This window comes from Sphingobacterium sp. HSC-15S19 (assembly GCF_050433745.1).
GTDB classification, from domain to species: Bacteria; Bacteroidota; Bacteroidia; order Sphingobacteriales; family Sphingobacteriaceae; genus Sphingobacterium; species Sphingobacterium siyangense.
The window spans coordinates 87,825-111,563 of sequence record NZ_JBNPWQ010000016.1 but is presented as its reverse complement, the minus strand read 5'-3'; the positions used below and the strand labels follow the sequence as shown (position 1 = coordinate 111,563).

General features: G+C 39.6%; 16 protein-coding genes and 1 tRNA gene. 13 read left to right on the top strand and 4 right to left on the bottom strand.

Annotation, left to right across the window (positions count from 1 at the left end; translation table 11 throughout):
- Position 1: 1 nt before the first annotated feature.
- The 11 genes from L1283_RS14850 to L1283_RS14800 all read left to right on the top strand — a co-directional run bounded on the left by L1283_RS14850 (position 2) and on the right by L1283_RS14800 (position 13,448).
- Positions 2-952 (top strand): hypothetical protein, encoded by a 951-nt coding sequence (locus L1283_RS14850; protein WP_429626297.1) that lies wholly within the window; start codon positions 2-4, stop codon positions 950-952.
- A gap of 1 nt (position 953) precedes the next feature.
- A complete protein-coding gene (locus L1283_RS14845) occupies positions 954-1,832 on the top strand; it encodes a hypothetical protein (protein ID WP_429626296.1) in 879 nt (292 codons plus the stop codon).
- The gene (locus L1283_RS14840; protein ID WP_294186966.1) at positions 1,829-2,257 is read left to right on the top strand and encodes a hypothetical protein; all 429 of its coding nucleotides are present in this window, start codon (positions 1,829-1,831) and stop codon (positions 2,255-2,257) included. The genes L1283_RS14845 and L1283_RS14840 overlap by 4 nt, the downstream gene beginning before the upstream one ends.
- 11 nt (positions 2,258-2,268) lie before the next feature.
- The gene (locus L1283_RS14835) at positions 2,269-2,586 is read left to right on the top strand and encodes a hypothetical protein (RefSeq protein ID WP_429626295.1); all 318 of its coding nucleotides are present in this window, start codon (positions 2,269-2,271) and stop codon (positions 2,584-2,586) included.
- A 376-nt stretch (positions 2,587-2,962) separates the two neighbouring features.
- Positions 2,963-3,322, top strand: a complete 360-nt coding sequence (locus L1283_RS14830) for a hypothetical protein (protein WP_429626294.1) — start codon at positions 2,963-2,965, stop codon at positions 3,320-3,322.
- A gap of 2 nt (positions 3,323-3,324) precedes the next feature.
- Complete coding sequence (locus L1283_RS14825) at positions 3,325-7,566, top strand: phage tail tape measure protein (protein WP_429626293.1); 4,242 nt, start codon at positions 3,325-3,327, stop codon at positions 7,564-7,566.
- Positions 7,567-7,606: 40 nt separating this feature from the next.
- The gene (locus L1283_RS14820) at positions 7,607-9,466 is read left to right on the top strand and encodes a hypothetical protein (protein ID WP_429626292.1); all 1,860 of its coding nucleotides are present in this window, start codon (positions 7,607-7,609) and stop codon (positions 9,464-9,466) included.
- Positions 9,467-9,521: 55 nt separating this feature from the next.
- Positions 9,522-9,830 (top strand): hypothetical protein, encoded by a 309-nt coding sequence (locus tag L1283_RS14815; RefSeq protein ID WP_294184771.1) that lies wholly within the window; start codon positions 9,522-9,524, stop codon positions 9,828-9,830.
- A complete protein-coding gene (locus tag L1283_RS14810; protein ID WP_429626291.1) occupies positions 9,827-10,501 on the top strand; it encodes a DUF6808 domain-containing protein in 675 nt (224 codons plus the stop codon). Before L1283_RS14815 ends, L1283_RS14810 begins: the two co-directional genes overlap by 4 nt.
- A gap of 1 nt (position 10,502) precedes the next feature.
- Positions 10,503-11,561: a hypothetical protein gene (locus tag L1283_RS14805; protein ID WP_429626290.1), complete on the top strand. Its 1,059-nt coding sequence runs from the start codon at positions 10,503-10,505 to the stop codon at positions 11,559-11,561.
- A gap of 12 nt (positions 11,562-11,573) precedes the next feature.
- Positions 11,574-13,448, top strand: coding sequence for an SGNH/GDSL hydrolase family protein (locus L1283_RS14800; RefSeq protein WP_429626289.1), 1,875 nt, complete (start codon positions 11,574-11,576; stop codon positions 13,446-13,448).
- Positions 13,449-13,531: 83 nt separating this feature from the next.
- Here the strand turns inward: L1283_RS14800 and L1283_RS14795 are convergent, their stop codons facing one another.
- From L1283_RS14795 to L1283_RS14785, 3 genes are all read right to left on the bottom strand, one after another.
- Positions 13,532-14,806, bottom strand: coding sequence for a tyrosine-type recombinase/integrase (locus tag L1283_RS14795; protein WP_429626288.1), 1,275 nt, complete (start codon positions 14,804-14,806; stop codon positions 13,532-13,534).
- A 143-nt stretch (positions 14,807-14,949) separates the two neighbouring features.
- Positions 14,950-15,029: transfer RNA gene (locus L1283_RS14790), tRNA-Leu, on the bottom strand.
- Positions 15,030-15,143: 114 nt separating this feature from the next.
- Positions 15,144-15,881: an SIMPL domain-containing protein gene (locus L1283_RS14785; protein WP_088162030.1), complete on the bottom strand. Its 738-nt coding sequence runs from the start codon at positions 15,879-15,881 to the stop codon at positions 15,144-15,146.
- 94 nt (positions 15,882-15,975) lie between these two features.
- Here L1283_RS14785 and L1283_RS14780 point away from each other — a divergent pair, with 94 nt between their 5' ends.
- Positions 15,976-18,795, top strand: coding sequence for a S9 family peptidase (locus L1283_RS14780; protein ID WP_088162031.1), 2,820 nt, complete (start codon positions 15,976-15,978; stop codon positions 18,793-18,795).
- Between the two features lie 175 nt (positions 18,796-18,970).
- Positions 18,971-21,160: a glutamine synthetase III gene (locus tag L1283_RS14775; protein ID WP_088162032.1), complete on the top strand. Its 2,190-nt coding sequence runs from the start codon at positions 18,971-18,973 to the stop codon at positions 21,158-21,160.
- A 106-nt stretch (positions 21,161-21,266) separates the two neighbouring features.
- On the opposite strand, the gene L1283_RS14770 is transcribed toward L1283_RS14775, so the two are convergent.
- A complete protein-coding gene (locus tag L1283_RS14770; RefSeq protein WP_088162033.1) occupies positions 21,267-23,717 on the bottom strand; it encodes a TonB-dependent receptor in 2,451 nt (816 codons plus the stop codon).
- Positions 23,718-23,739: the final 22 nt, after the last annotated feature.

The window sequence follows — 23,739 nt, the reverse complement described above, 5'->3', positions numbered from 1 at the left end:
TATGAGCGAACTATTAATAAAAGACGGTAAAACACTTGCTAAACTGACAGGTTCGTGGTATGAAAACAATCTTTTTTCCCGGATCGAGACAGATCTTGAAAACGAAACTTTTGAACTCGGTAAAATAATCGGACAGAACATCATCGATCATGCTGTCACAGTAGTAGCCAAACCAAATCCTACTGAGGTCGAAAAAGAATCTTTGCGATTGATACAAGTTTCTATCGGTCTAATGGCTGTATACCGTTACTTCCAGTCAAATCTAGTCAGCCATGAAGGCAATGGACGTAAAATGAAGATTGATAACCAGAACGAAAAGATGGCCTGGGAATGGATGATCGAACGGGACGACAATTCGCACCTGCTCAAAGCACAGCGCGCCCAGGATAGATTGATCGAACATCTGGAAAAAAACAATGTGGAAAGCTTCAACGACAGTGAAGAGCGAAAAGATTTAAAATCGCTATTCCTGAACAATACCCGAAAGTTTGAATACTATTTTCCCATCGATCTGTCTGGAAGATTTTATCACGTTGTCAGTCCATTGATTCGGGAAATTCAAGATACCTATATCGCAGATGCGTTCGAAGAAGATTATCTGCCGTTTTTAGCGCGATTTCAAAAAGATGAACTGAACGAGTCCGATAAATTGCTCATTGGCTTTGTATGTCGTGCAGAAGCGCTATACACCATTGCGCTAGCCTGTAGGCGCTTTTCACTTACGGTACTGCCACAGACGGTAGTTAAGAAGATCAAAGCAGCTATACAGACAACAGAAGCGACCAAGGAAGCTGCAGCAAAGGAAATAGACCGTTACATCTATGAACTGGAAAAAGATGCGTGTGAGCATCTAAATAAACTCAAACGGCAGCGCTACAAGTCAAGCCCAGAATACACAAAGCGGACATTGCTTCCCAAAAACGATCCAAGACAAAAATTCGCGAGAACATAACATGCATACATTATTTATCGAAGAAAAAAACAAGACAATCCAGATTGCGGACTGTTGGGATGAACTTAATCCCGATCAACTTGCGTTTGTCTTCCAGCACGCATTACTCGTAACGGAAGGTAAACTGGATTATACACAGTTTTGTATCCTTGTTTTCAAATATCTAACTGGTTTACAAATAGGTGCGCAATATGTTGCAAAGGAAAAATTGAACTTAAATACAAAGATCAATGAACAGATCTATATGCTGGCAACAAGTTTATGTGGCTGGGCATTTTACGAATCCGACAAGGGTTTGGAACTGGATTACAATTCTTTCGCGAATCCATTTAGAACGATTAAGCTATCTAAATCAATCGAACTATATGGTCCTGCAGACCTGATTGGAGACTTAATTTTCAAAGAATTTAGGTATGCGATAGATCAGAAGGATTATTATGTTGCTGCAATTAAGGAATCCAATTTCGACGAAGCGGAAATGCACTTAAATTACTTTATCGCATGCCTTTACCGTAGGAAAGATGGAAAAAAGAGGAAACCGTTAAATACCGATGATTTGGACGCACTCGCTAAGGATGTGGAAGGTATACCGATGTGGCAGAAACAATGGATTCTAACTTGGTTTTCCTTTTGTATAAGCTATATCAAGACGGTACCCTTTGATATCGAAGGTGCAGAGGTTGAATTGGAATTACTTTTTCCAGAATCAGAAGTAGAATCGATCAAGGGTCTTGGATGGTCAGGCATCTTGATTGATATCACCAAATCACAGGTATTTGGGACGTTAGAACAATGTGATAACTATTCGCTATTCCGTGTGCTGTTATTCTGGTATAAAACCCACCTTGAAAACTTAAAAGAAAAAGCTAGAAACCAATGATACTATTATCCAAATTTGAAGAATTGGCAGAGACCTTCAAAACCCTTTTGGGGCTTGAAGAATATTTTGTCACCAGTACGGCCGAACAAACGCAAAACCTTTTACAAGATCGATCTGGAACCGCTCTTGTTTGCGTTATTCCTTCCACTTTTTTTGAAGGACCAAATGCCGATAGCGCGAAATCGATGGAAGAATCTATCATTTATGTTGTGCAAAAAGAACGGGACGGTCAGGCGCATTCAAATCAGCTACAACAGTATAAGGAAACGCAGGCTGATATTATTAAAATTAAGGATAAACTGTTTGGTACAGACGAGGAAGAATGTAAAACCTTTCCTTTCATCGAAATCAGAACGATGATGATAGATCCCGAATACAATATCTTTGGTGGATGGATCGGATATTCAATTAAATTTAAATTTTAGTACCTTTGGATATGGGAACATTAAAGAAACTAAAACGCAGTAAGTCAATAACTATTGGCGACATATCTAAAGTTATACTAACCATTGATAAGCTTAAAAAAAATGGAGTTTTGAAAACAACTAACCTAGGCTATTTTGAAATATTCCCAGAGATTATCGAAAATAATCAACATAAGCAGGCTTTTTGTAAAAACCTCTACTTTTATGCACGCCAAACCCAACTTATCAAAAAAGGTGAAACGTTAGATCTTATCAATATCGAAGACAATTCACTGATCGCGCTAATCACTGCAGAAGGAACAACTTTCCTCGAATCCGAACAGAAATAAGCTTAATTAAATAGCAATAGAAAAGCCTTGAAATTTCAAGGCTTTTTCTGTTTTCCGGCCGACTTAAAACCAAAAACTACCGATTTTACAGCCTATTTCGGAATAAAAAACATATAAAACACTGAAAAACAATAAAATATAAGGATTTTGAAAAACAAATCTTTGTTTGACACACAACTCTGCCCGGACCACTCAGAGCCTTTTTTGCACTTGCACGGGCCCTTTGGAGGGTGAAATATGAGAAATCCCCCTTAAAAGCCCCTTAAGGGCTGTTTTTGCTATAAATACCGCCTTAACGGCGTCAACAAGCCACTATCCCGCTCTACAGCCGATTTCATGTCCTTTACTACCGACCAAGTGCTGCCTAATTTCGAACATGGATAATAACATCGAACTAAGGTTCATTGGTGATACACTGCGAGACGAAGCACAGCGGCTTCTAAAGAACCAGGCTTTGGCTATGACCAAAGAACTGAAATTCCATACCTCAGACATCATCGACGATCGTAAAGCAGAGGTAAAGAATACGGGTCCGGTGAATGCAACACTGGAACTGGCTTTCACACCCTACACGAGACAGCTTGATATCAAGAAAGAGCGGAATGGTAAGCTTAAGAGCTATCGCATTTATAACCGCTTTGTATGGGGACATTACTATGCTATTGCATACCGCTTAATGTATGACCTTACCGATGAAGTCCGTAACAATATCCGCGCATCATTTAATACCCCTTAAGAATGGCCAGCAAACTTACACAAGAAGACTTGGTGTTAAACATAATCGTGAACGGCAATACTGCTAAATCAGAGATCGGTAAGGTGAGCCGTGAACTGGTTGATAGCAAGAAGAAACTGGAAGCCGTCAACGACGAAATGAAAAAGCTTGAACGGAACAATCAGACCGGATCAGTCCGATATCAAGAACTGACAGCACAGGCCGACGCCTTGAACCAGTCAATAGCTGAACAGAAACAGCGGCTATCCCAATTGAACGCCAGCCTTAAGCTAGAAGAAAAGTCAACGACTGAGTTAACCAAAGCTTATCGAAACCTTAAGATTCAGCGAGATATGGCCGAACCGCATTCGGATAACTGGAAGGCTCTCGACGAACAGATGAAGGCTATTCGTGACCGTCTAAAGGAAATCAATGCGGGATCGGAAGAGACAGGAAATTTTATTACCAATCTAACCTCGAAGTATACGAAGCTTGCTGGGGCGCTAATAGCTGGTGCTGCTGGTCTTACGGCCGCGTGGTCCGGTATCACTAGAGCGACAGACCGCTATGCTGAATTCGATGATAAACTATCCGATGTCATGAAGACCACGGGGCTGACCAAAGATGCTGTAAAAGGTCTGAACGCGGAACTTGAAAAGATAGATACCCGAACCAGCCAGGATGATTTGCTTGGTCTCGGGCGTATTGCTGGTAAGCTGGGGTATACTGATGTTAATGAGATTGCCGGGTTCGTTCGCGCCAATAACGAATTGGTTGTAGCATTAAACGAAGACCTGGGCGGTGATGTTGAAGAAACTGTCAACCAAGTAGGTAAGCTGATTGATATATTCAAGTTGAAGGATATCTACAGTACAGAAGATGCTTTCCGTAAAGTTGGTAGTGCCATCAATGAGCTGGGTGCCGCTGGCACGGCCAATGAAGGATATATGGTTGGTCTCGCTGGACGACTTGCTGGTATTGCTCCTCTTGCTGGCGTTTCGATTGATAAAATCTTTGGTTTAGCGGCGACCCTCGATCAGCTAAAACAATCAGAAGAAGTTGCAGGAACTGCAATTTCGAAGTTGTGGATCAATATGGCTGGAGATGCTAAGACTTACAGCAAATACGCTGGAATGAATGTGAAGGAATTCCAAACCTTACTCGAAAAAGATTTCATGGGTGCCTTTCTTAAAGTACTACAGGGCGTTAAAAACTCATCCTCGGGTATTAACGAATTGGCCGCCACACTTGGAGATCTTGGACAAGAAGGCGGGCATGTTGTTCAGGTTTTAGGGTCATTGTCTAATAACATTGACATGCTTCAAAGTTCAATGTCACTGTCGAACCAAGCAATGGCGGAAGGCACCAGTCTAACAAAGGAGTATAACGTTAAGAATGAAAATGCCGCCGCACAGTTGGACAAAGCGCGTAAAGAGGTAAACAAGTTCTGGCGGGAATTAGGCGAAAAGCTTTGGCCTGTTTTAGTATCTGGAAATAGCCTGTTAACTATATTCCTTCGTTCTTTGATGGTGATAATCAACTTCATTGCTGAACACTATCGAATTATTACAATGGTGGCTACAGCATATTTCGCCTATAACACTGTGATCGCCCTAAGCAACACCAATCTTGCTGCAAATATTGTGCTGGTGAAATTAAAGGCTGCATGGGATAGAATCGCAACTGCTGCAACTTTGTTATGGGCTGCAGCTACTGAATTACTAGCCGGACGAATAGTAGGTGCAAATATAGCATTGAACTTATTTTTCAGAACAATAACCGTTCACCCTCTTGGATTATTGGTTGCTGCAATCAGCGCGATTGTTGCTGGTTTGGTATTATATGGTGACAATCTTAGGGGTATTGTAAAAACTCATGGTGTTCTAGAAAATGCCATGAAAAAAGCGCAGGACAATACCATTAATCAGACCACACAGATTGATTCCCTTAACAGAATCATGACAGACAATACTGTTGCTCAAAACAAACGACTTGCGGCGATGGAACAGCTTAAACAGATCATGCCGGGCGTGTTAGATAGTTATACCCAAGAAGAATTATTAATAGGCAAAGCTACCCGCGCAATCAAAGAGTATTCACAGGCGTTGGTTTTGAAATCACAGATTCAGGCGGCTGGTGATGAACTGGAAGAATTGGCCAAATTGGAACGAAAAATTGCAAAAGGTGAATTGGGATTTTGGACTGAAACATATCGAGAGATTAGAAAACAAATCGTCGGACTACCTGCATCAACCGTTTTTAATGCAGAAGATAATCTGCAGTCTTTGAAAAATATAGCCCAAGGGCGAAAACTGCTAACAGATTCTATACTAGCAAATACAGAAAAACTAAATAGCCTTACTGCTACTAAAACCGGAGGTAATACGGTTACGGGTGGCACCGTAACGCCTGAAGATAAAGAAGCAAAAAAAGCAGCAGAGAAAGCTGCCCGTGAAGCGAAAAAAGCGCGTTTAAAAGAGTTGGAAGAAGCAAAGAAAGCCTATCAATTACAGCTTCAAGCGGCAGGATTATTCCAGAGAGACCGCAAGCAAATGACTTCTGATGAACTGTCTAAACTAGCAGATATTGAAGCGGATTATCAGCAAAAAACGAATGAAATAAATCGAAAATATAACCATTCGCAACAGGAAACCACGAAGGTAGCACTATCAGAATTAATAAAACGGGAAGCAGCTCAGAAGAAATTCCGGGAAAAGCTTGTAGACAAATCAGATCCTTTGCTACAACAGGAAAATGAAGCTTATCAAGAAAGGCTTAAGCAAGCGGGTCTTTTTGGTTTGAAAAGAGAGGAAATGACGGCAGAACAAATTCAATCTGTCGAAATTCTCGAAAATAATCATCAAGCCAATCTTAATAAAATCGACGCCGATGCACTGGCTAAACGGACAGATCAGGTATTAGAAGCTAATAAATCTTTAATTACCGATCTTAAAATTCAGCACATTGATGAATTAAATTCGATCACAAGTTTATCACAGGCAAAAGAAGTTCTTTCTGAAAAACTCAACGCAAAGGAACTGAGCAAAGTAACCAATCTAGCACAGGCTAAAAAGCTGATCCGCAATCAGCAGGAACTTTCAGAACAGGAAGCCACACGCAAGCATCTTGAAGAATTGTTGGACATCCTGCAAGAAACAATGCGTACAGGACAATTAGAGGGCGTTAACCTATCGGATGCCCTTCTTTCCGACGAAGAAAAGAAAGCCCTGTCTAAAAAAATACAGGAATTAAAACTTGAAATCGCGGCTTTAAAAGGTTTAGATAAAACCGACGAATTTAAAACCGACACGAAGGGCAAGACCGATATCCTCGGTATGACTTTCGATGATTGGCAAAACCTCTTTACCAATATCGGCACCAGTGAAGAAAAGCTGCAGCGCATGTTTAATGCCGTTACTGCCGGAACCGATATCTGGAAGCAATATAACTCCTTCGTTGCTGCAGGTGAAAACGCCAAGCTGCAACAGGATGAACAGGCCAACAAGAAGAAGAAAGATAATCTGGACAAACGCTTAAAAAGCGGAAGCATAAGCCAGGAAGCTTACAACGCCCAGATCGAAAAGTTGGATAAAGATCTTGAAAAGAAAAAGTCTGTCATCGCTTACAATCAAGCGAAACGCGAAAAGAGCGTCGGTTTGATGACGGCAATCATCAATACAGCTACAGGGATCACTAAAGCGTTTCCGAATCCGGTCCTTATGGCGCTTGTTGCTGCAATGGGTGCTTTACAGGTCGCTACGATCATAAAAACACCTTTGCCAGTCATAGAAGGCCGCGAAGATGGTGGTTATATCGATGTTCGTCGTAAACAGGACAATAAACCGTTCAGGGCTAAAAATAGACCAAGTATGCGCGGATTTATAGACAAGCCAACTATTTTGGTGTCGGAAGGGGGTACCGAATGGGTGGCAAATAACGATCTTGTCAATAATCCCGTCACGGCTCCGGTTATATCCTGGCTTGATTCAGTTCAACGCAACGGAAATATCAATCCGTCGATGTTGTCATCGGTTATCCAATCGTCGATCACGGGTCGAGCAACAGGCGGCACATTCAGCGGTTCAACGCTCAATATTCCTGCTCCGGCGCCATTTGTTTATGACGATTCGAATATGGTAGCGGTAATAACGAAGCTTAACAATAAGCTCGATAATCTTAAAGCAGAAGTGGTTCTTTTAGGCAAAGGTGGCTTTGTTGAACAGTTCGAGGATCTTCAACGCGACCAGTCTAACGGATCACTCTAATGTCCTTTAAAACAGCATAGCACGAAGGTAATTTCGTGCTATGCTTGAAATTAAGGTCAAAAAATTAAACGTCGATCTTCCGTCGGATATCAGTATTGCAATGACGGTCGAAAATCCTATGATGGTAGAAGAAAGACTCCCTATCCCCTACAGTCTTGCTTTTGATTTGCCGATGACCCCTAGGAACCTGCAGATATTTGGTTATCCAAATCGTATAGGGGCGCATCTGGGCGATAATCTTTTCAAAACGTATTCCTGCCAGATCTATTTTCAGGGAATATTAATACATGATGGAACGGTTAACCTTGTAAGCTGTGAAAACACAATTAAGGTCAATTTTAAGGGCGTTGACTTTAATGAGAACTTAGATGTCGCTATGTTTTCCAAAGATGTTGGAGAAGTCCAATTTGCGGGCAATGAAGGCATCTATGACTTCGATAATACCCAATCTTATTTCAATTCGTATAAAAATTGGGCAACTGGATTAGCCTATAATACAAACCCAAATTATATTGCCGCTCCGATACACGTTCGTACAACCAATAACGAGTATAGGTATTATCAAGACGAAATCAGATCCTATTACGACCGCGTAACGGGTCTTACTTATCGATCGTCTTTAACAAATCCCCCAATATTGGAATTGCAAAAGCAATATCTAAATTGTTTCAACCCTTCGTTACAAAACTTCTATTTCAAAGATTCAAGCAATAGCGATCAGGCACACGGAATTATATTCCCAATTTTTCGGATGAAATATCTTATTGATAAGCTTATTGGCTCCAATCTGATCGAATCACCTTTTGAAACAACCGCTTTGCGCGACATATTGATTCCGACATTTTATCTTAAGAATCTCTTTGTTACGTGGAGTGAACCCAAACCGATTACAAGTAGCCCATTGGGTGAATTGCCTGCTTATCTGACGTTATCCGAATGCTTGCCTAACATCAATGCAAATAAGTTCCTGCAGATGATCCTTAATCTATTCTGCCTTACGCTGGTGGCTCACAAAGGGAAATTTATCGTCAAGGAAAATAAAGAAGTGTTTGCCCAGCCTGTTAAAGCAGACTGGTCAACTAAGCTGCAGGGTGTTTTCAATAAATCAAAACAGGATGCTCAGTATTATGATTATGGCTTCGAAGATCCAAAATACTATGCAGAGGAAAATGTAACGTTTACCGAAGTAGCTACCCATGAAGCCATGCAAGCCAAGGAATTCAATCTGACTGACCATGATGATTCGTATTCGGAAACATTTCTGATTACGTCAACGCAGGAAATTTTTATTAAAAGCGCCTACTACCAATACTACATTGTCCAAAACGTGGAAGGCTATGAACTTGTAATCGGATATGACTTCAAGGGGTATAAAAAACCAAAAGCAAAAACAGAATCTGGGGAGAAAAACAAGTTTAACGCAAAGTCAGATATCAAGCAGCTATACCTATCGCCCGCTGTCTACTGGAATAGCCTAAACGACGATCCGCTATCAAAGAAATTTTGGCTGGTGCCTAAATGGGACCCGGAAAACATGCAAGACATTGCTGTTCGGAACGTACGGCAGACTTATCTATCATTGTTGGTTTATTCGGGAAATCGCACTATTGGAACTAAGACCTATCCGTTTTTAAGCCCCTACGGAAATGCAAACATTTCGCTTTCTTGGGACGGTCCAGACGGTTTGATCGAGCAATATCATAAAGAATTCAAGAACTGGATCGAAAAGCCCCGCTTAAAAGGATCTGGCGTTTTCCTGTTGACAGCGTTGGAACTGAACAGGCTTTCGATTACGGACAAAGTTCACCTGGACGGGCGTAATTTCTACATTGAAAAGCTGCAGTATACCATAAGACGTGACCGAATAGATCCTGTTGTCGCTGATCTGATCGAGGTTTAGACCTGTCCTTTACCAATCTGCCATATAAAAGCATTTTTGCCTAACTGAAACTAATATGAATGAGTTAATTAAAATCCTGTTCGCACCATTGATCCAAGCGCTATCGAAGTATTATCGGCAGACAATCACAGGTATAATGATAATATTGATTTTTTGGCTGATCGACAGTAATCGACAGGATACAAAAGATAATAACGACGGTTGCAAAGAAGATCTGAAGGAAGCCCGGAAGGAAATTTCAGAACTAAATAAAATCCTTTTACAGAATGTGCTTAATGATAAAGAACTAAAAAATCAGACAGCTAAAAACGATTCAATTGTAAGAAAACAGTCCGCACAGGACATTAAACAAGTAATGCCATGAGATACTTTTTATTATGTGTCGTAATTGTGATAGTCGGTATTATCGCATTTACTTTCTACCAGGAAAACAGGTCGCTAAAAGCGGAATATAAACAAATGAGTGACTTAAAAGACAGTGTAAATGCCTATAACACTATCGTCGGGACCACGCACGATAGTTTGGGCCAAAAAACAATTATTCGGTACATTCCAATCGAAACCAACCGAAATATTGGGGACTTCGTTTCCAAAAGCGTAGCGGACACCCTACAGGCAGCGTTAAAAATTGCACTAAAGGATGTCAAGTCGTGGAAATCATTCGCTATTACCCTGCAGGATTCATTGAAAGGAACGCGGTACCAAGATCATAAGGGCGCACAATGGGCGCAATTAAAAGACAAAACATTTGATATCCGCTACAATATCGATTCCAATCTTTGGATACCGAAAGTCACGATAAAACCCGAATTGCTGACGTATCGATCACGTAAATCAATATTCCATCCCTACAAATATTATTCGGCCATCATTGTTTCCGATGATCGGGCGCAGATCAGTTTGGTTCAGGACGTCACAAAGGTTAAACAGCCTTCACGCTGGGGCATTGGCGCTTTTGGCGGACCGATCATGACGCCAAACGGATTTTCCTATGGTATTGGTTTGGGTGTGACGTATGACTTAATATCCTTTTAGTATGCTCTCTATTCGATCAAAACCGGACACCTTAAATTATTCGTTGAGCTTACCCCCTATCGAAGTCGCTTCGACACAAGCCCAGGTCACGGTCAAGCTATTGGATGGGACAACGGAAATCATCGAGGAAAATTACAGCCCTTTAAATCATTTCACTTATTTGGTTTTGAAGTATTCCCTGTTGATCGATGATCTGCTAACAATAGACAGACCTAAAGACGATCTGGTTACAATTCACGAACAGGGATGCCGAACATTTACAGTCAGCATAACCGATGCTGACATGACGGTAAATATCGCTTTTAAAGTATTAAAAGGATTCTACTATAGACAGCCTATTGATCTGGAATTCATCACGTCAACAAACTGGCTAAATATTGCGATCCTTCCCCAGACGGTAAGAACACACCAGCCAGTTTACTTAACTGCTTATCCAGGTGAATCGGTTACGGTTAAGGTCTATTGTTTGTTTGAAGACAATACAACGGCGTTGTTAAGCTATGCCACTCTACAAGCTTTGAAGCTGCAGACGGTAGATGTGTCTGCCTATTTGGTTCAGCGCAATTCCACAAAGAAGCTAAAACAGTACACTGTTTACGCGGTCAATTCTGCTAACAAGATCATACTAAGAAAACAGGTTTTTGTCGTCGAACAATACAACCATGTTGTCGATGAATTTTTCGTTTTTCAAAACCGTCTGGGTGGTTTTGACAGCTTGGTGATGTCTGGTGAACAGAAAGAAACGTTCAAAAATGAAACTTCCACGGCGATCATGCAGGAAGAATACGTCGTGGAATACGCCGGAACCCTTTCACGATCTGTAAAAAAGAATACTGGCTATATCCAGTCACGCCAACACCGACAGTTATTGATCGATTTCATTTTCAGTAAACAGCGGTACCATCTGCTTGATGGTGCTTTCCGTGCTATCAATCTGAAAGATCCGGCTATCGATCCGACAAAGAATGCTTTGAACGACTTCGATATCGAATTCTCCTATCAGGACACTATGCTTGCCTATCCATATATAGTGCAAGCCCCTAACTTTTTAAAACTTTAAAACTTTACAATAATGAGCGACAATATTTTAGAGCCTACAATCAATGGACTTCCCCCTATAACCGACTGGCAGAAGGTATTTTTAGTTCTTCAACAGGCAAACGAAGCATTTTGGAGAGGTGCCACAATGAAAGATTTCGGTAAACAGATTATTGGTGATATCGAAATTCAGGGAGCAGATTTTTATGACTTACCAGTCGCCACTTCCTCCACGCCGGTTGCTCTTCCTATTCCTACGGTCTCAAATAAATTTGGCTTTTTGGCAAATGGCAAATATAGTCAGCAATCCGGAGGAACTTTAGAATATAGCGCCACACAATGGGGATTGGTTCTATTTGATGGTACTAAATGGGTAAAAAGATTTACCTTAGATATGCCGACAGTTCAGGGGGTAGACGTCGTAGTACAAGGAAGTAGTAATTTGCCAACGTCTAAAGCTGTATATGATTTTGTTCCTTTGGACAATACTGGGGTAAACATTTATGATAGAGACAGCCCGGATAATGTGCCCAATAGAGGTATAAACAACGCTACTGGTGATATAGTTACTTCAACAGGCGCTATATTGTCATATCCAATAACAGTTACCGAAAATACACAATACGCATGTCTAAACTTTGGTGTTGCTAGAAGCATACAGTTTCAGAACTCTAGTGGTGCAAAATTATCTTTCATAGTTACTAATGGTGTTTTCACAACGCCAGCTGGATGTACAAGATTACAATTTAGTGCAAAGCTTTCTAGCGAATCATCAATGCCTGCAGGTATAGGTATAGCTAAAGGCACTTCAACAGAGAAGATAACTAAAGCTAGATCAGGATTTAAGCTTTTAGCCGATTCTTTAGTGGCGGGCGCTACATTAGATGGTAATAAGATTTTAAGTAACCAAGACATTAGGGTATTAAACAATGATTTATCTAAAGTTAAATCGACAAATCTTTTTGATAGAAATAGTACTTTAATTGAGGATAATAAAGCCGTGAATGCTTCCGGTGATATAGGTACCTTCAGCGGTTATAAATTATCACATCCCATAGCTGTAGAACCTAACAGTTTAGTAGGTTTTTCAGGGCTTACACCTGGGACAAGGAATGTTCAGTTTCAGGATAAAAATGGTTTAAAAGTTGGGTATTTCAGTGGAACAAGTGCTTTTTCGTCTATATTTACGCCGGCCAACTGTTACAGAATGCAGTTTACTATTAAGTTTGCTACAGAAACAGATATACCACCTATAGAGGTATTTACTTACAATCCTGTTACAACATTAGCTTTTGAGGGCAAAATTGTTGTTCCTTTAGGAGATAGCATAACAGTAGCCAACAATTATGCTACATACCGTAATTTCCTAAGGGATATCACAAAGGCATCAGATGTTAAAATGAAAGGATTATCAGGCCAATCATTTGCAGGGCAACTTCAATCTGATGATGTTATTCAGTCAGTAATTGATGAAAATCCAAGTTTAGTTCTGATACATGGTGTTAACGATCATAGGACCTCACGGCCTATTGGTGCACTCTCTGATACAGCAGGTTCGGCAACATATTTAGGAGGGTTGAAAAAAATTGTAGAAAGACTTATAGCTCATAATAAAAATGTAAAAATAATTTTTTGCACCCCTATCCCTTATGGACGTGTAACAAGTAGCCCATCATCCGATGAGCCTAATTCCCTTGGATTACGAAGTCTAGATTATGCTAATGCCATGAGAAATTTAGCTGATATGTATTCAATACCAGTGGTAGACTTTTCAAGAAATCTTCCATTCAGGCCAAGCGTTGAAGGATCGTCTGAAAGGGTTTATACGTCTGATGGAGTACACCCAATAGACACAGGTTACAGACCTATGACTAATCTAGTAGGTAAAGGTATAAATGCTTGGTTTTAATTTTATGATAAAGATATATTAGATAAAATATATAAGAACAGTCTCCCAAACCATTTTTTTTAAAAGAAAGCTGGAGGGTGGACCTAAACCACCCTCATTTTAGGTATATCACTAAATTCTTCATTGACCTTAAGCGCTAGATCTAGATTATCATCATCATCCAAATGGGCATACGTCATCGTCGTTTCGATTTTCGTATGCCCTAAGATTTTCATAAGTGCTAGTATATTCCCCCCGAATTTCATAAATAGATGTCCAAAAGTATGTCGGCCCGCGTGGCTACTGACCTTTTTATTGATCTGGCACAACTTCATCAGAACTTTCAGCGTACGGTTATACTCCTGTTCAGTTGGAAGATCGAAGAATTTACCCTTATTATTTGAAATGAACTTTTTCGCTATTGGGATCAACGGTATTGTAATAGTCTTAGGTTTATTCTCCGAATTCTTGACCATTAAAAACTGTAGGAAATTATCGGATACCATCCACTGATATGTAGAGTTATATAAATCGGATATTCTGAATCCAGTAAAACAACAAAACAAGAATGCTTTTAGAACTTGATAGTCCTGTGAACCCAATACCCCCTCATCAAGCTTATTGATTAGTCTTACAACCTCCTCTTTTCTCAGATAGACCGCTTCTTTTTTGTGGTATGGGTTTTTAACTTCTTTAGGGCCGAACTCCGGCACATATACACCATGTTGCTCATTCGCTATTGTCAAGTAGGCTTTAATATCTTTTATGCGTGTCCAGACGGTATTGTCGGAAATTGACTTCTTTACAACTTTACCGTCCTGTTTGATCTCCGACTTTAGATAATTGCGATAATCAGTGAACCATTTCTTATCGACCTGGGAGAATTCAGTCAGAGGTCGAAAATCAATTATAGAATTGATCGTACTTAGATGGTTCATGTAAGTACGTTTGACTATTTCTTTGCTTTGGTATCTTTCTTTCCTTGACAATCTCATAAAGGCAACAAGTGAACGCGATGCATCATAGTAAAGCAATTCCCGTTCGATCATTTCATTAGTCAGCATTCGATTCTGTAGACGGAAACGCTTAGCAATTTCATTGATTCGGGATATCTGGTCCCGAATTATCATATTATAATCATTTACGTCCTCGACGTTTTTATAGCGCTGGCGCAATTCATTTTTACCAAAATCAATTTTTGCGTGCGGCCATTCCAAATTAATATTGAATTGCTTACGATCTGCTTTTTTGCCTTTGACCGATATATAGGACTCTATGTAAAGAGCCGACATACCATTTTGCTGAATTCGTGCTGTCCAAGTAAACAGCTTTAAAGAAATTTTGAACATTTGTCCGGGTGATGATATAGGTTTACTCATAACCGAAAATCCTGTATACACGTTGTCTACAAATTTTTCGGCTTGTTAACTAAATCACCCGTGTCAAGGTGTGGTTTTACGTTCCCAAAAGGGCATTTTACTAATAAAGGGCCTTATGATATATAATCTTAAGACCCTTTTAGTACCCGGAGCCGGAGTCGAACCGGCACGGTTTCCCACTGGTGTTTGAGACCAGCGCGTCTACCAATTCCGCCATCCGGGCATATCCGTTTGGGATGATGCAAAAGTAGGTTTTTTATTGAAAAGGAGAAAACTTTTTGAACAAATTTTCAATGAAAACCAATATAGAACTGAAATTCAGTCGAATAATTTTTCATTAGTTACTCAAAAAACTTGCTTTAACCGTGATATTAGCTGTTTTTTTTCTTGAGGTTGTATTAAATGCACCGCCAGAAGAGTACTCTTCGTTGTCGTTTTGTCCTGTTATCTGAAAAATTCCGAGATCGGCCTTTACCAGATTACCTAATCCGGCATTCGATTCCTTTGCAATATTTTCTGCACGTTGATGTGCATTTTTTGAAGCCTGTGAAATAAGTTCTAATTTCAGATCCTCTAGCTTGGAGTAATAATAATTGGGGGTGCTGGAGCTAAGTTCTATCCCTTTGGAAATTAATGTCGATATTTCTCGTGACGCATTGTCCACTTTATTTAAGTCTTTGGATTCGACACTTACGGCCTGCGATAATGTATAACCGGAAAAAGTATTATAACCATTCCCCTTTCCATCTGTATGATATTCGAAATCTTTGGCAATATTAACGGCCTCGAAACGGATTTCGTCGGCTTTAACCCCTTGTTGCACTAAAAAATCCCGCACCAAATCACGATCTGTGGCCAGTTGTGCTGAAGCAGCACTCAATTCATAATTCTTTCGGCTAAAAGTAGCACTCCATTTGACTAGATCAGATTCGAAATCTTTTTTGGCATTACCATTAACAGTGATTGTCTGCGTCGATTTAAACTTATAACGATAAGCTGTACCCAATATCCAGGTGCCAAGCAAGAGCACAGCGCCCATTATAATCGAAATAATAACAGCGGATGATGATTTCATAACCAGTTTTTTATGTTTACGTAACAATGAATATACCAAAAAATCGATGTTTATTTATTTTTTATGAATAAATTGCGACAAAAAGGTTTAAAATATGAATAAGAAAAGTATCTGTATTCCATTTTGTTTTCTGGCAGCATTCGCTGCCCATGCACAAAAGAAACCATTGGATCATACGGTATATGATAGTTGGCAAAGCGTATCATCGCCCTATATCAGTAAATCGGGAAAATTTGTCCTGTTCCAGGTCGTTCCACAAGAAGGCGATAATAAGCTTTTTCTAAAAACCAAAGAAAACAAAGAACTCATTCAAATTCCCCGTGGATATAATGGAAAACTGACAGATACCGAAAACCATCTGCTAAGTTTGGTCAAAGCGCCATTTGCCGTAACCCGAGAAGCCAAAATCAAAAAGAAGAAAGCCGAAGAACTCCCAAAAGATTCATTGGCGATCTACAATTTAACAACTTCATCCCTTGTCAAATTTGCGCAGGTAAAATCCTACAAAATTGCCGATCAAAACAACAATTTCGTCTCTTTTCTTTTCGACAAGGAAATAAATGAGAAATCTGAAACAAAAGCGGTTAATGATGCCACATCAGCAAAGAAAAGCAGCGATAAAAAGAAAAAAACGGTTGCAACGCTTGCTTTATATGATTTAAATTCCGGTGATTCGGTACAATTTTCATCCGTAGATCAATACGAATGGAATAAAAACGGATCAAAAATTGTTTTTTCAAAAAAAACGGATTCGAAAGATAGCCTGTCAAAAGAATCTGGAGTCTACCTCTACGAAATAGCAACTAAAAAGCTTAAAAAAATATCAAATGGAAAAGGCAATTATAAAAATTTCAAATTTGATGAATCAGGCAATCAGCTCGCTTATCTAGGGGATCTCTCCAATGAAAAGGCATTGCTGAAAAATTATAATTTATATTACTATTCAAATGGTATAGATACAGCCCAATATCTTGCAACAAAAACCAGCAATGGTATACCTAAAAACTGGGCTGTTAGCGGGGATGGGGATATCCGTTTCAGCAAAAATGGAGAGAAGTTATTTTTCGGCATAGCACCAATACCGCGTGTTAAAGACACCACTTTGGTTGATTTTGAGCATGCTAAAGTAGACGTTTGGAACTGGCAAGACGATTATTTACAACCCATGCAGTTGGTAAATTTAAAGAAAGACCTTGCAAGAAACTTCTTAGCGGTCACTTACCCCAAATACAACCGTAACATTATCCCCCTGACGGATCAAACATTCAACTCCACCGCACTTACACCGGACGGAAATGAAGAGTATATCTTAGCGCGTACTGATTTTGGCAAGCGCATCGCAAGCCAATGGGAAGGTAGAACAAGAGATGACATCTATCTGGTTTCGACAAAAACAGGAAATAAAGAGTTAATCCTTTCAGACTTTTCGGGAAATGCAATCTTAAGTCCTGACGCAAAATACATCGTATATTTCGACCAAGATAAAGGAACCTGGAATTCCTATCAGGTTAGTTCAAAGAAAAAGACAGTTCTAAACGACGGTATACCTGCGTCCTTTGCGGACGAAGAAAATGATATGCCTACCTCAGCACAAGGATACGGCATGGCAGCATGGAGCCCAGACTTTAAAGGGATTTACGTCAATTCGAGATATGATATCTGGTATTTTAACTTGGACGGTTCCAGCAAATCCATCTTGACGAACGGCTATGGAGCTGCATCACAGACAACTTTCCGCTACTTGCCTTTAAAAAGAGAAGAGGATCGCGAACAAGCCACTACACTTGACTATAAAAAGGGTGGTTTTCTAACGTCTTTTGACAATAAAACCAAAGAGTCTGGTTTCTACCAGTTCAAGGGACAGCATAGCGATCCTAAAAGTCTTTTGGTAGAGGCAAAAGCGTTCAAGAATATCAGCTCTTCTGCAGATCAACAAACGATCCTGTACAGTAAAGAGGATTATATGAATTCACCGAATATCTATACCAATACCATCAAGTTCAAAGACGAATTACAGCTATCCAATATTAACCCCCAACAGGCTAATTACAATTGGGGTACAGCAGAACTTGTTCATTGGACAACGCCTGAAGGAAATCAGGCTGAGGGAATTCTTTATAAACCAGAAAATTTTGATCCTGCAAAAAAATATCCCATTATAGCTTATTTCTATGAAAAGCTTTCCGATGGATTATATACATATCAACCTCCTGCTCCTACGCCATCACGTTTGAACATCCCCTATTTTGTAAGTAACGAATACCTTGTATTTGCACCAAATATAAGCTACAAAACAGGTCACCCTGGTCAATCAGCTGAAGAATACATCAATTCGGGGATGAAATACCTCGCTCAGAATGCATGGGTTGATAGTACGAAGATGGGAATACAGGGTCAAAGTTGGGGCGGCTATCAAGTTGCTCACCTCATTACACGGACCAATATGTATGCTGCAGCTTGGACTGGTGCTCCTGTTGTCAACATGACATCTGCCTATGGCGGAATACGCTGGCAGACCGGTATGTCGCGTCAATTCCAATACGAACATACACAGAGCCGCATCGGAAAAACGCTATGGGAAGCTCCGGAACTGTACATCGAAAATTCACCTTTATTCCATTTAGATAAAGTTAAAACTCCTGTTGTCATTATGGCCAATGACAATGACGGGGCCGTGCCATGGTATCAAGGCATTGAAATGTTTACTGCATTGCGCCGATTAAACAAACCCGTATGGATGCTGAATTATAATGGTGATGAGCATAACCTCATACTCCGACAAAACCGCAAGGATATACAAATTCGCGAGCAGCAATTCTTCGATCATTTCCTAAAAGGTGCCCCCGCCCCTGCCTGGATGAAGAAAGGAGTACCTGCCACCGAAAAAGGAATAGACTGGGGATTTGAATTATAACACAAAACAATAAAAAAGGTGTGATTTATATAAATCACACCTTTTTTATTAGCTAAAAACCATAATTTTTGAATTATTTCACAAAAAACATCAAAAAAAATTTCAGTTTTCAATAAAAACACAATATTTTTGAAAAACAAAATCAACAAAACTGTAATTTAACTACAAAATACAAATGTCGAACCTAAGATTCAAAGCAGTAGAAGCAGCAGGCTCACGCCAAATTGCTTCATTTGAAAAAGTTGAAACTAAAAAAGCAACTGACATCTACGGAAAGAATGTTTTTTCCGTAAACAAAATGAAAGACTACCTTCCTAAAAATTCATACAAGGAGTTAGTTGCATCCATTGAAGAGGGACAGATTATTTCAAGAGATTTGGCGGAACACATTTCACAGGCCATGAAAACTTGGGCACTTAACCACGGCGTTTCTCACTACACACACTGGTTTCAACCGCTAACAGGTTCGACTGCTGAAAAACATGATGCTTTTTTTGAGCCAGACGAAAACGGTGAAGCAATTGAAAAATTTACAGCTGACGCATTAGTTCAACAAGAGCCCGATGCATCTTCTTTCCCAAATGGTGGTATCCGTAACACCTTCGAAGCTAGAGGTTATACAGCTTGGGATCCATCTTCTCCTGCCTTCATTTACGAAACAGGCGCTGGTAAAACATTATGTATTCCAACAGTTTTTGTTTCCTATACTGGTGAATCATTAGACTATAAAGCTCCTTTATTGAAAGCGATCAACGCAGTAGATAAAGCTGCAACAGATGTTGCTCAATATTTTGATAAATCGGTCACTAAAGTAAACGCTTCTCTTGGTATCGAACAAGAGTATTTCTTGGTTGACCTTTCCTTATATAATGCTCGCCCAGATCTTCAGTTAACTGGCCGTACGTTATTTGGCCATATGTCGGCAAAAGGCCAACAATTGGAAGACCACTATTTTGGTGCGATTCCAGAGCGTGTATTAGCTTACATGGTGGATTTGGAAAATGAAGCTTTAAAATTAGGTATTCCTTTAAAGACTCGTCACAACGAAGTTGCACCTTCTCAATTTGAATGTGCTCCAATGTACGAAGAAATCAACTTGGCTATCGATCACAACCAATTGTTGATGAATGTCATGGAACAAGTTGCTTTAAGACACAACTTCAAAGTATTGTTGCATGAAAAACCATACTCCGGTGTCAACGGATCTGGTAAACACAACAACTGGTCTTTAATCACAAATACCGGTGTAAATTTATTATCTCCTGGAAAAACGCCTAAAAACAATTTGATGTTCTTGACTTTCTTTGTCAACACCATTAAAGCTGTTTATGAATATGCTGATTTGATGCGCGCTTCTATCGCTAGTGCAAGCAACGATCACCGCCTAGGTGCAAATGAGGCTCCACCAGCAATTATTTCAATTTTCTTAGGCTCTCAATTGGATGAGCTTTTGGAAGAAGTTGAATCTGCTCGTGTTGCTAAAAAAGTAAAAGCAGAGGCAAACTTATGGCATGGTATCCCTAAAGTTCCTGAGTTAAAATTGGACAATACAGACCGGAACCGTACCTCACCATTTGCTTTTACTGGTAACAAGTTTGAATTCCGTGCTGTTGGTTCTTCTGCAAACTCTGCTTTACCGATGACTGTGTTGAATGCAATCGTTGCAGCACAATTGATCGAGTTCAAAACGGAAGTAGATAAACAAATCAAAAAAGGCATTAAAAAGGATCTTGCGATCTTAAATGTTGTCCGCAAATACATCAAAGATTCAAAAGCAATCCGTTTCGAAGGCAATGGATATAGCGAAGAGTGGGAAAAAGAAGCTGAGGCACGTGGTCTTTCTAACATCAAATCTACGCCTAAAGCATTAGATGTTTATGTAAAAGAAGAATCTTTAGCCCTGTTTGAATCACTAGGTATTTATACTAAACGTGAATCAGAAGCTCGCCACGAAATCTTGCTTGAAAACTTCTATAAAAAATTACAAATTGAGGCGCGTGTCATCGAAGAGATGGTTAACAACCAAATTGCTCCTGCATGTTTCATTTATCAAAACGAATTGATTGAAAATGTCAAAGGATTGAAAGACCTTGGTCTAGCGCAGGCGGCGTTCAGCTCTCAATTGAACTTTGTAGAACGTATTTCAACACACGTAAATACCATTCTGGAGCAAGCTGAAGCAATGCGTCAGGAACGTAAAAAAGCAAACCAAATTGATGACGTACGTGAAAGATCAATCGCTTACGATGAATCGGTTAAACCATATTTCGATGTGATCCGTTATCATGTCAACAAATTGGAGAAAATTGTTGATGACAAAAAATGGCCTCTTCCAAAATTGAGAGAGATCTTATTTTTAAGTTAAGATAACTTCCCTAAAACAAAAAGAGCCTGCGATATCGCAGGCTCTTTTTGTTTTAGGGAAACCTTCGCTATCTCTCGCTCCTTCTCTCCCCATACAACAGTAGCTCCTATTTTTTTAATCGATTATCTTCATCATTATTACCAGCCTTCTTATTGACTGACTTAATATTCATATTACCAAAACGATAAGAAACTGACAATCGGATAACCCGACTATCATATCCATTTCGTATACGATAGTATCCATTTTCCTGATAACTCGACAATCTGCGCTGACCTCTTGTATTCAACACATCATTTACAGCCAACTTCACATTCAATTTTTTGTCGAGAAATGTTTTTCCAGCCCCTAGATCGATACCATAGTAAGACTGAAAACTAAATACCCCATAAACTGCTGGCGAAAAATAATTGGCTGTCAGCTCCAGATTTGTTGTTTCCCCAATTCGAATATCATGATTGGAACTTACCTGGAAAGATAACTTTTCCAATTGGCGTTGCGCTCCGGAGTGCTCATCAAAACTAAACTTATTATAAAAAGCGCTGGCATTGTTAGAAATACTCCACCATTTAAAAAGCTTAACTGGTATATTGACATTCATGTTGTAATAATCAAAATAAGCCAGGTTTCGGTCTGTCTGTGCAATAGCTTTGGTCTCCGAATTGCTTTCTATGACCTGGGTGATGGCATCGTTGGTCCTCTTGTAGCCCAAACTCAATAAATAGCGATCTTTAAAAGTATAATTTACTTCATACGAATTAGTATATTGTGGATTTAAATAAGGGTTGCCATACTGATACGTGTATTGATCCAAATAATACACAAAGGGATTCAATGACCCATAATCAGGGCGGTCAATACGCCTGCTATAACTCGCACCAAGCTTGTGATTATCATTAATCTGTTGCTGTACAAATATTGATGGGAAAAAATCGGTATAGGTCCGTTTTGTTTGTTGCCCTAGCGTAACTGAATTTCCCAGGGAGCTCGTATTTTCAACACGCAGTCCAGTTTGTACCGAAAACTTTCCGAACGATTTATTTAGGCTGAAATAAGCTGCAGCTATATTTTCATTATACAAAAACTGATTACTTTGACCATTATTTGGCACAAACTCGCCTTGCTGATCCTGATCTTCATACAACAAATTATTATCTGTTTTTACGCGGCTATATTTTAGGCCCGCCTCAAGTTTCGTCGTTTTATTAAAAGGATGCGCAAAATCGGTTTTAAAAACTAATATTTTTGTCTTAGAAAGCATATCATTCCGGAAAATATTCGGTGATTTAAATTCCGCCCAATTTGCGTCCAAAAAACGGTTTCCAACAGTGCTATTGTCATTATTTTTCGAATATGAATAATCCCCATTAATGGTCAATTCAGTCCCTAAGGTATCAAATGTCTTTTTATAGTTAAGATTATAAGTGAGGTAATGGTATTTAAAATCTGACAAATTGCTTCCTAATACAATCGAATCAAGCTTTCCTTTTTGAGAGGCGATCAGATTGCTTCCCTCGCGTGTTGAATGGCCATTACTTACGTTACCGTTAACCACAAATCCAATAACCTCCTCTTTCCCCAGGTTAAAATCTGCCGCAAATTTGAAATTATGGCCTCGATAACGGAATTTCGAATAAGAATCCGAATTAAAAAAAGTCGTCCCGGTTTTGGTATCTACAGCCCTATCGATATCTAAATCATTAAATCCTAAGGCATTTGCGTAGTTATAAGAAGAAAATAAGTTTACCCAATTGTTACGATGGTTTATTAGAAAGCCACCATCCGCCTTTGTATATTTACCTTGCCCTAAATTGAGGTTTAAACTAACATTACTTCCAAATTGCGTATTCTTCTTTGTCTTAATATTAATGATTCCTGCATTCCCTGCGGCATCATATTTTGCGGGTGGATTGGTCAGTACTTCGATCGACGCTATTGCATTGGAAGCCGTATTTTCCAATAATCGCGATATTTCATCAGCAGAAAGATAAGTAGGCTTACCATCAATCATGATAATCACATTACTTTTTCCACGTAGATTGATCTTTTTGTTGTCTAAAGTTACTCCCGGAACCTTTTGCAGGAGCTCCAATGCGTTATTCCCTGTTGCCAAAATACTGTTTTCGACATTGAGGACAACTTTATCGAGATGACTTTCAATCAATGGCTTCTTACCGATCACCTGTGCCTCACTCAACACTTTACTTTCCATTTGTAAACGAATCGTATCCAGCACCTTGAGATCTCCCGTACTTACAACCATTTCAGCAGAACGATAAATAGCATACCCTACCGTGGACACCTGTAGGCTATACTTGCCCTCGGGAATCGCAGATAACACAATTTCTCCATTTTCGTTGGATAAAGTTCCTTTTAACAAGATATCATTGGGCTTCCGAAATAGTGAAATATTTGCAGCCACAATAGGCTGGTTGTCTTGTCCAACAACGACTGTACGTAATCTTCCGCCGTCAGACTGTGCTGAAACGGGTCCGGCAATAGAAAACAGGAATAAAATAAGAGAAAATAAGAGCAATTTAATTTTTTGTGGTTTCATAATGTAATTTCTTTAGGCTATC

Coding starts and splice junctions, on each gene's coding strand:
- L1283_RS14850 (WP_429626297.1), top strand. CDS start 2: ATGAGCGAACTATTAATAAAAGACGGTAAAACACTTGCTAAACTGACA.
- L1283_RS14845 (WP_429626296.1), top strand. CDS start 954: ATGCATACATTATTTATCGAAGAAAAAAACAAGACAATCCAGATTGCG.
- L1283_RS14840 (WP_294186966.1), top strand. CDS start 1,829: ATGATACTATTATCCAAATTTGAAGAATTGGCAGAGACCTTCAAAACC.
- L1283_RS14835 (WP_429626295.1), top strand. CDS start 2,269: ATGGGAACATTAAAGAAACTAAAACGCAGTAAGTCAATAACTATTGGC.
- L1283_RS14830 (WP_429626294.1), top strand. CDS start 2,963: ATGGATAATAACATCGAACTAAGGTTCATTGGTGATACACTGCGAGAC.
- L1283_RS14825 (WP_429626293.1), top strand. CDS start 3,325: ATGGCCAGCAAACTTACACAAGAAGACTTGGTGTTAAACATAATCGTG.
- L1283_RS14820 (WP_429626292.1), top strand. CDS start 7,607: ATGCTTGAAATTAAGGTCAAAAAATTAAACGTCGATCTTCCGTCGGAT.
- L1283_RS14815 (WP_294184771.1), top strand. CDS start 9,522: ATGAATGAGTTAATTAAAATCCTGTTCGCACCATTGATCCAAGCGCTA.
- L1283_RS14810 (WP_429626291.1), top strand. CDS start 9,827: ATGAGATACTTTTTATTATGTGTCGTAATTGTGATAGTCGGTATTATC.
- L1283_RS14805 (WP_429626290.1), top strand. CDS start 10,503: ATGCTCTCTATTCGATCAAAACCGGACACCTTAAATTATTCGTTGAGC.
- L1283_RS14800 (WP_429626289.1), top strand. CDS start 11,574: ATGAGCGACAATATTTTAGAGCCTACAATCAATGGACTTCCCCCTATA.
- L1283_RS14795 (WP_429626288.1), bottom strand. CDS start 14,806: ATGAGTAAACCTATATCATCACCCGGACAAATGTTCAAAATTTCTTTA.
- L1283_RS14785 (WP_088162030.1), bottom strand. CDS start 15,881: ATGAAATCATCATCCGCTGTTATTATTTCGATTATAATGGGCGCTGTG.
- L1283_RS14780 (WP_088162031.1), top strand. CDS start 15,976: ATGAATAAGAAAAGTATCTGTATTCCATTTTGTTTTCTGGCAGCATTC.
- L1283_RS14775 (WP_088162032.1), top strand. CDS start 18,971: ATGTCGAACCTAAGATTCAAAGCAGTAGAAGCAGCAGGCTCACGCCAA.
- L1283_RS14770 (WP_088162033.1), bottom strand. CDS start 23,717: ATGAAACCACAAAAAATTAAATTGCTCTTATTTTCTCTTATTTTATTC.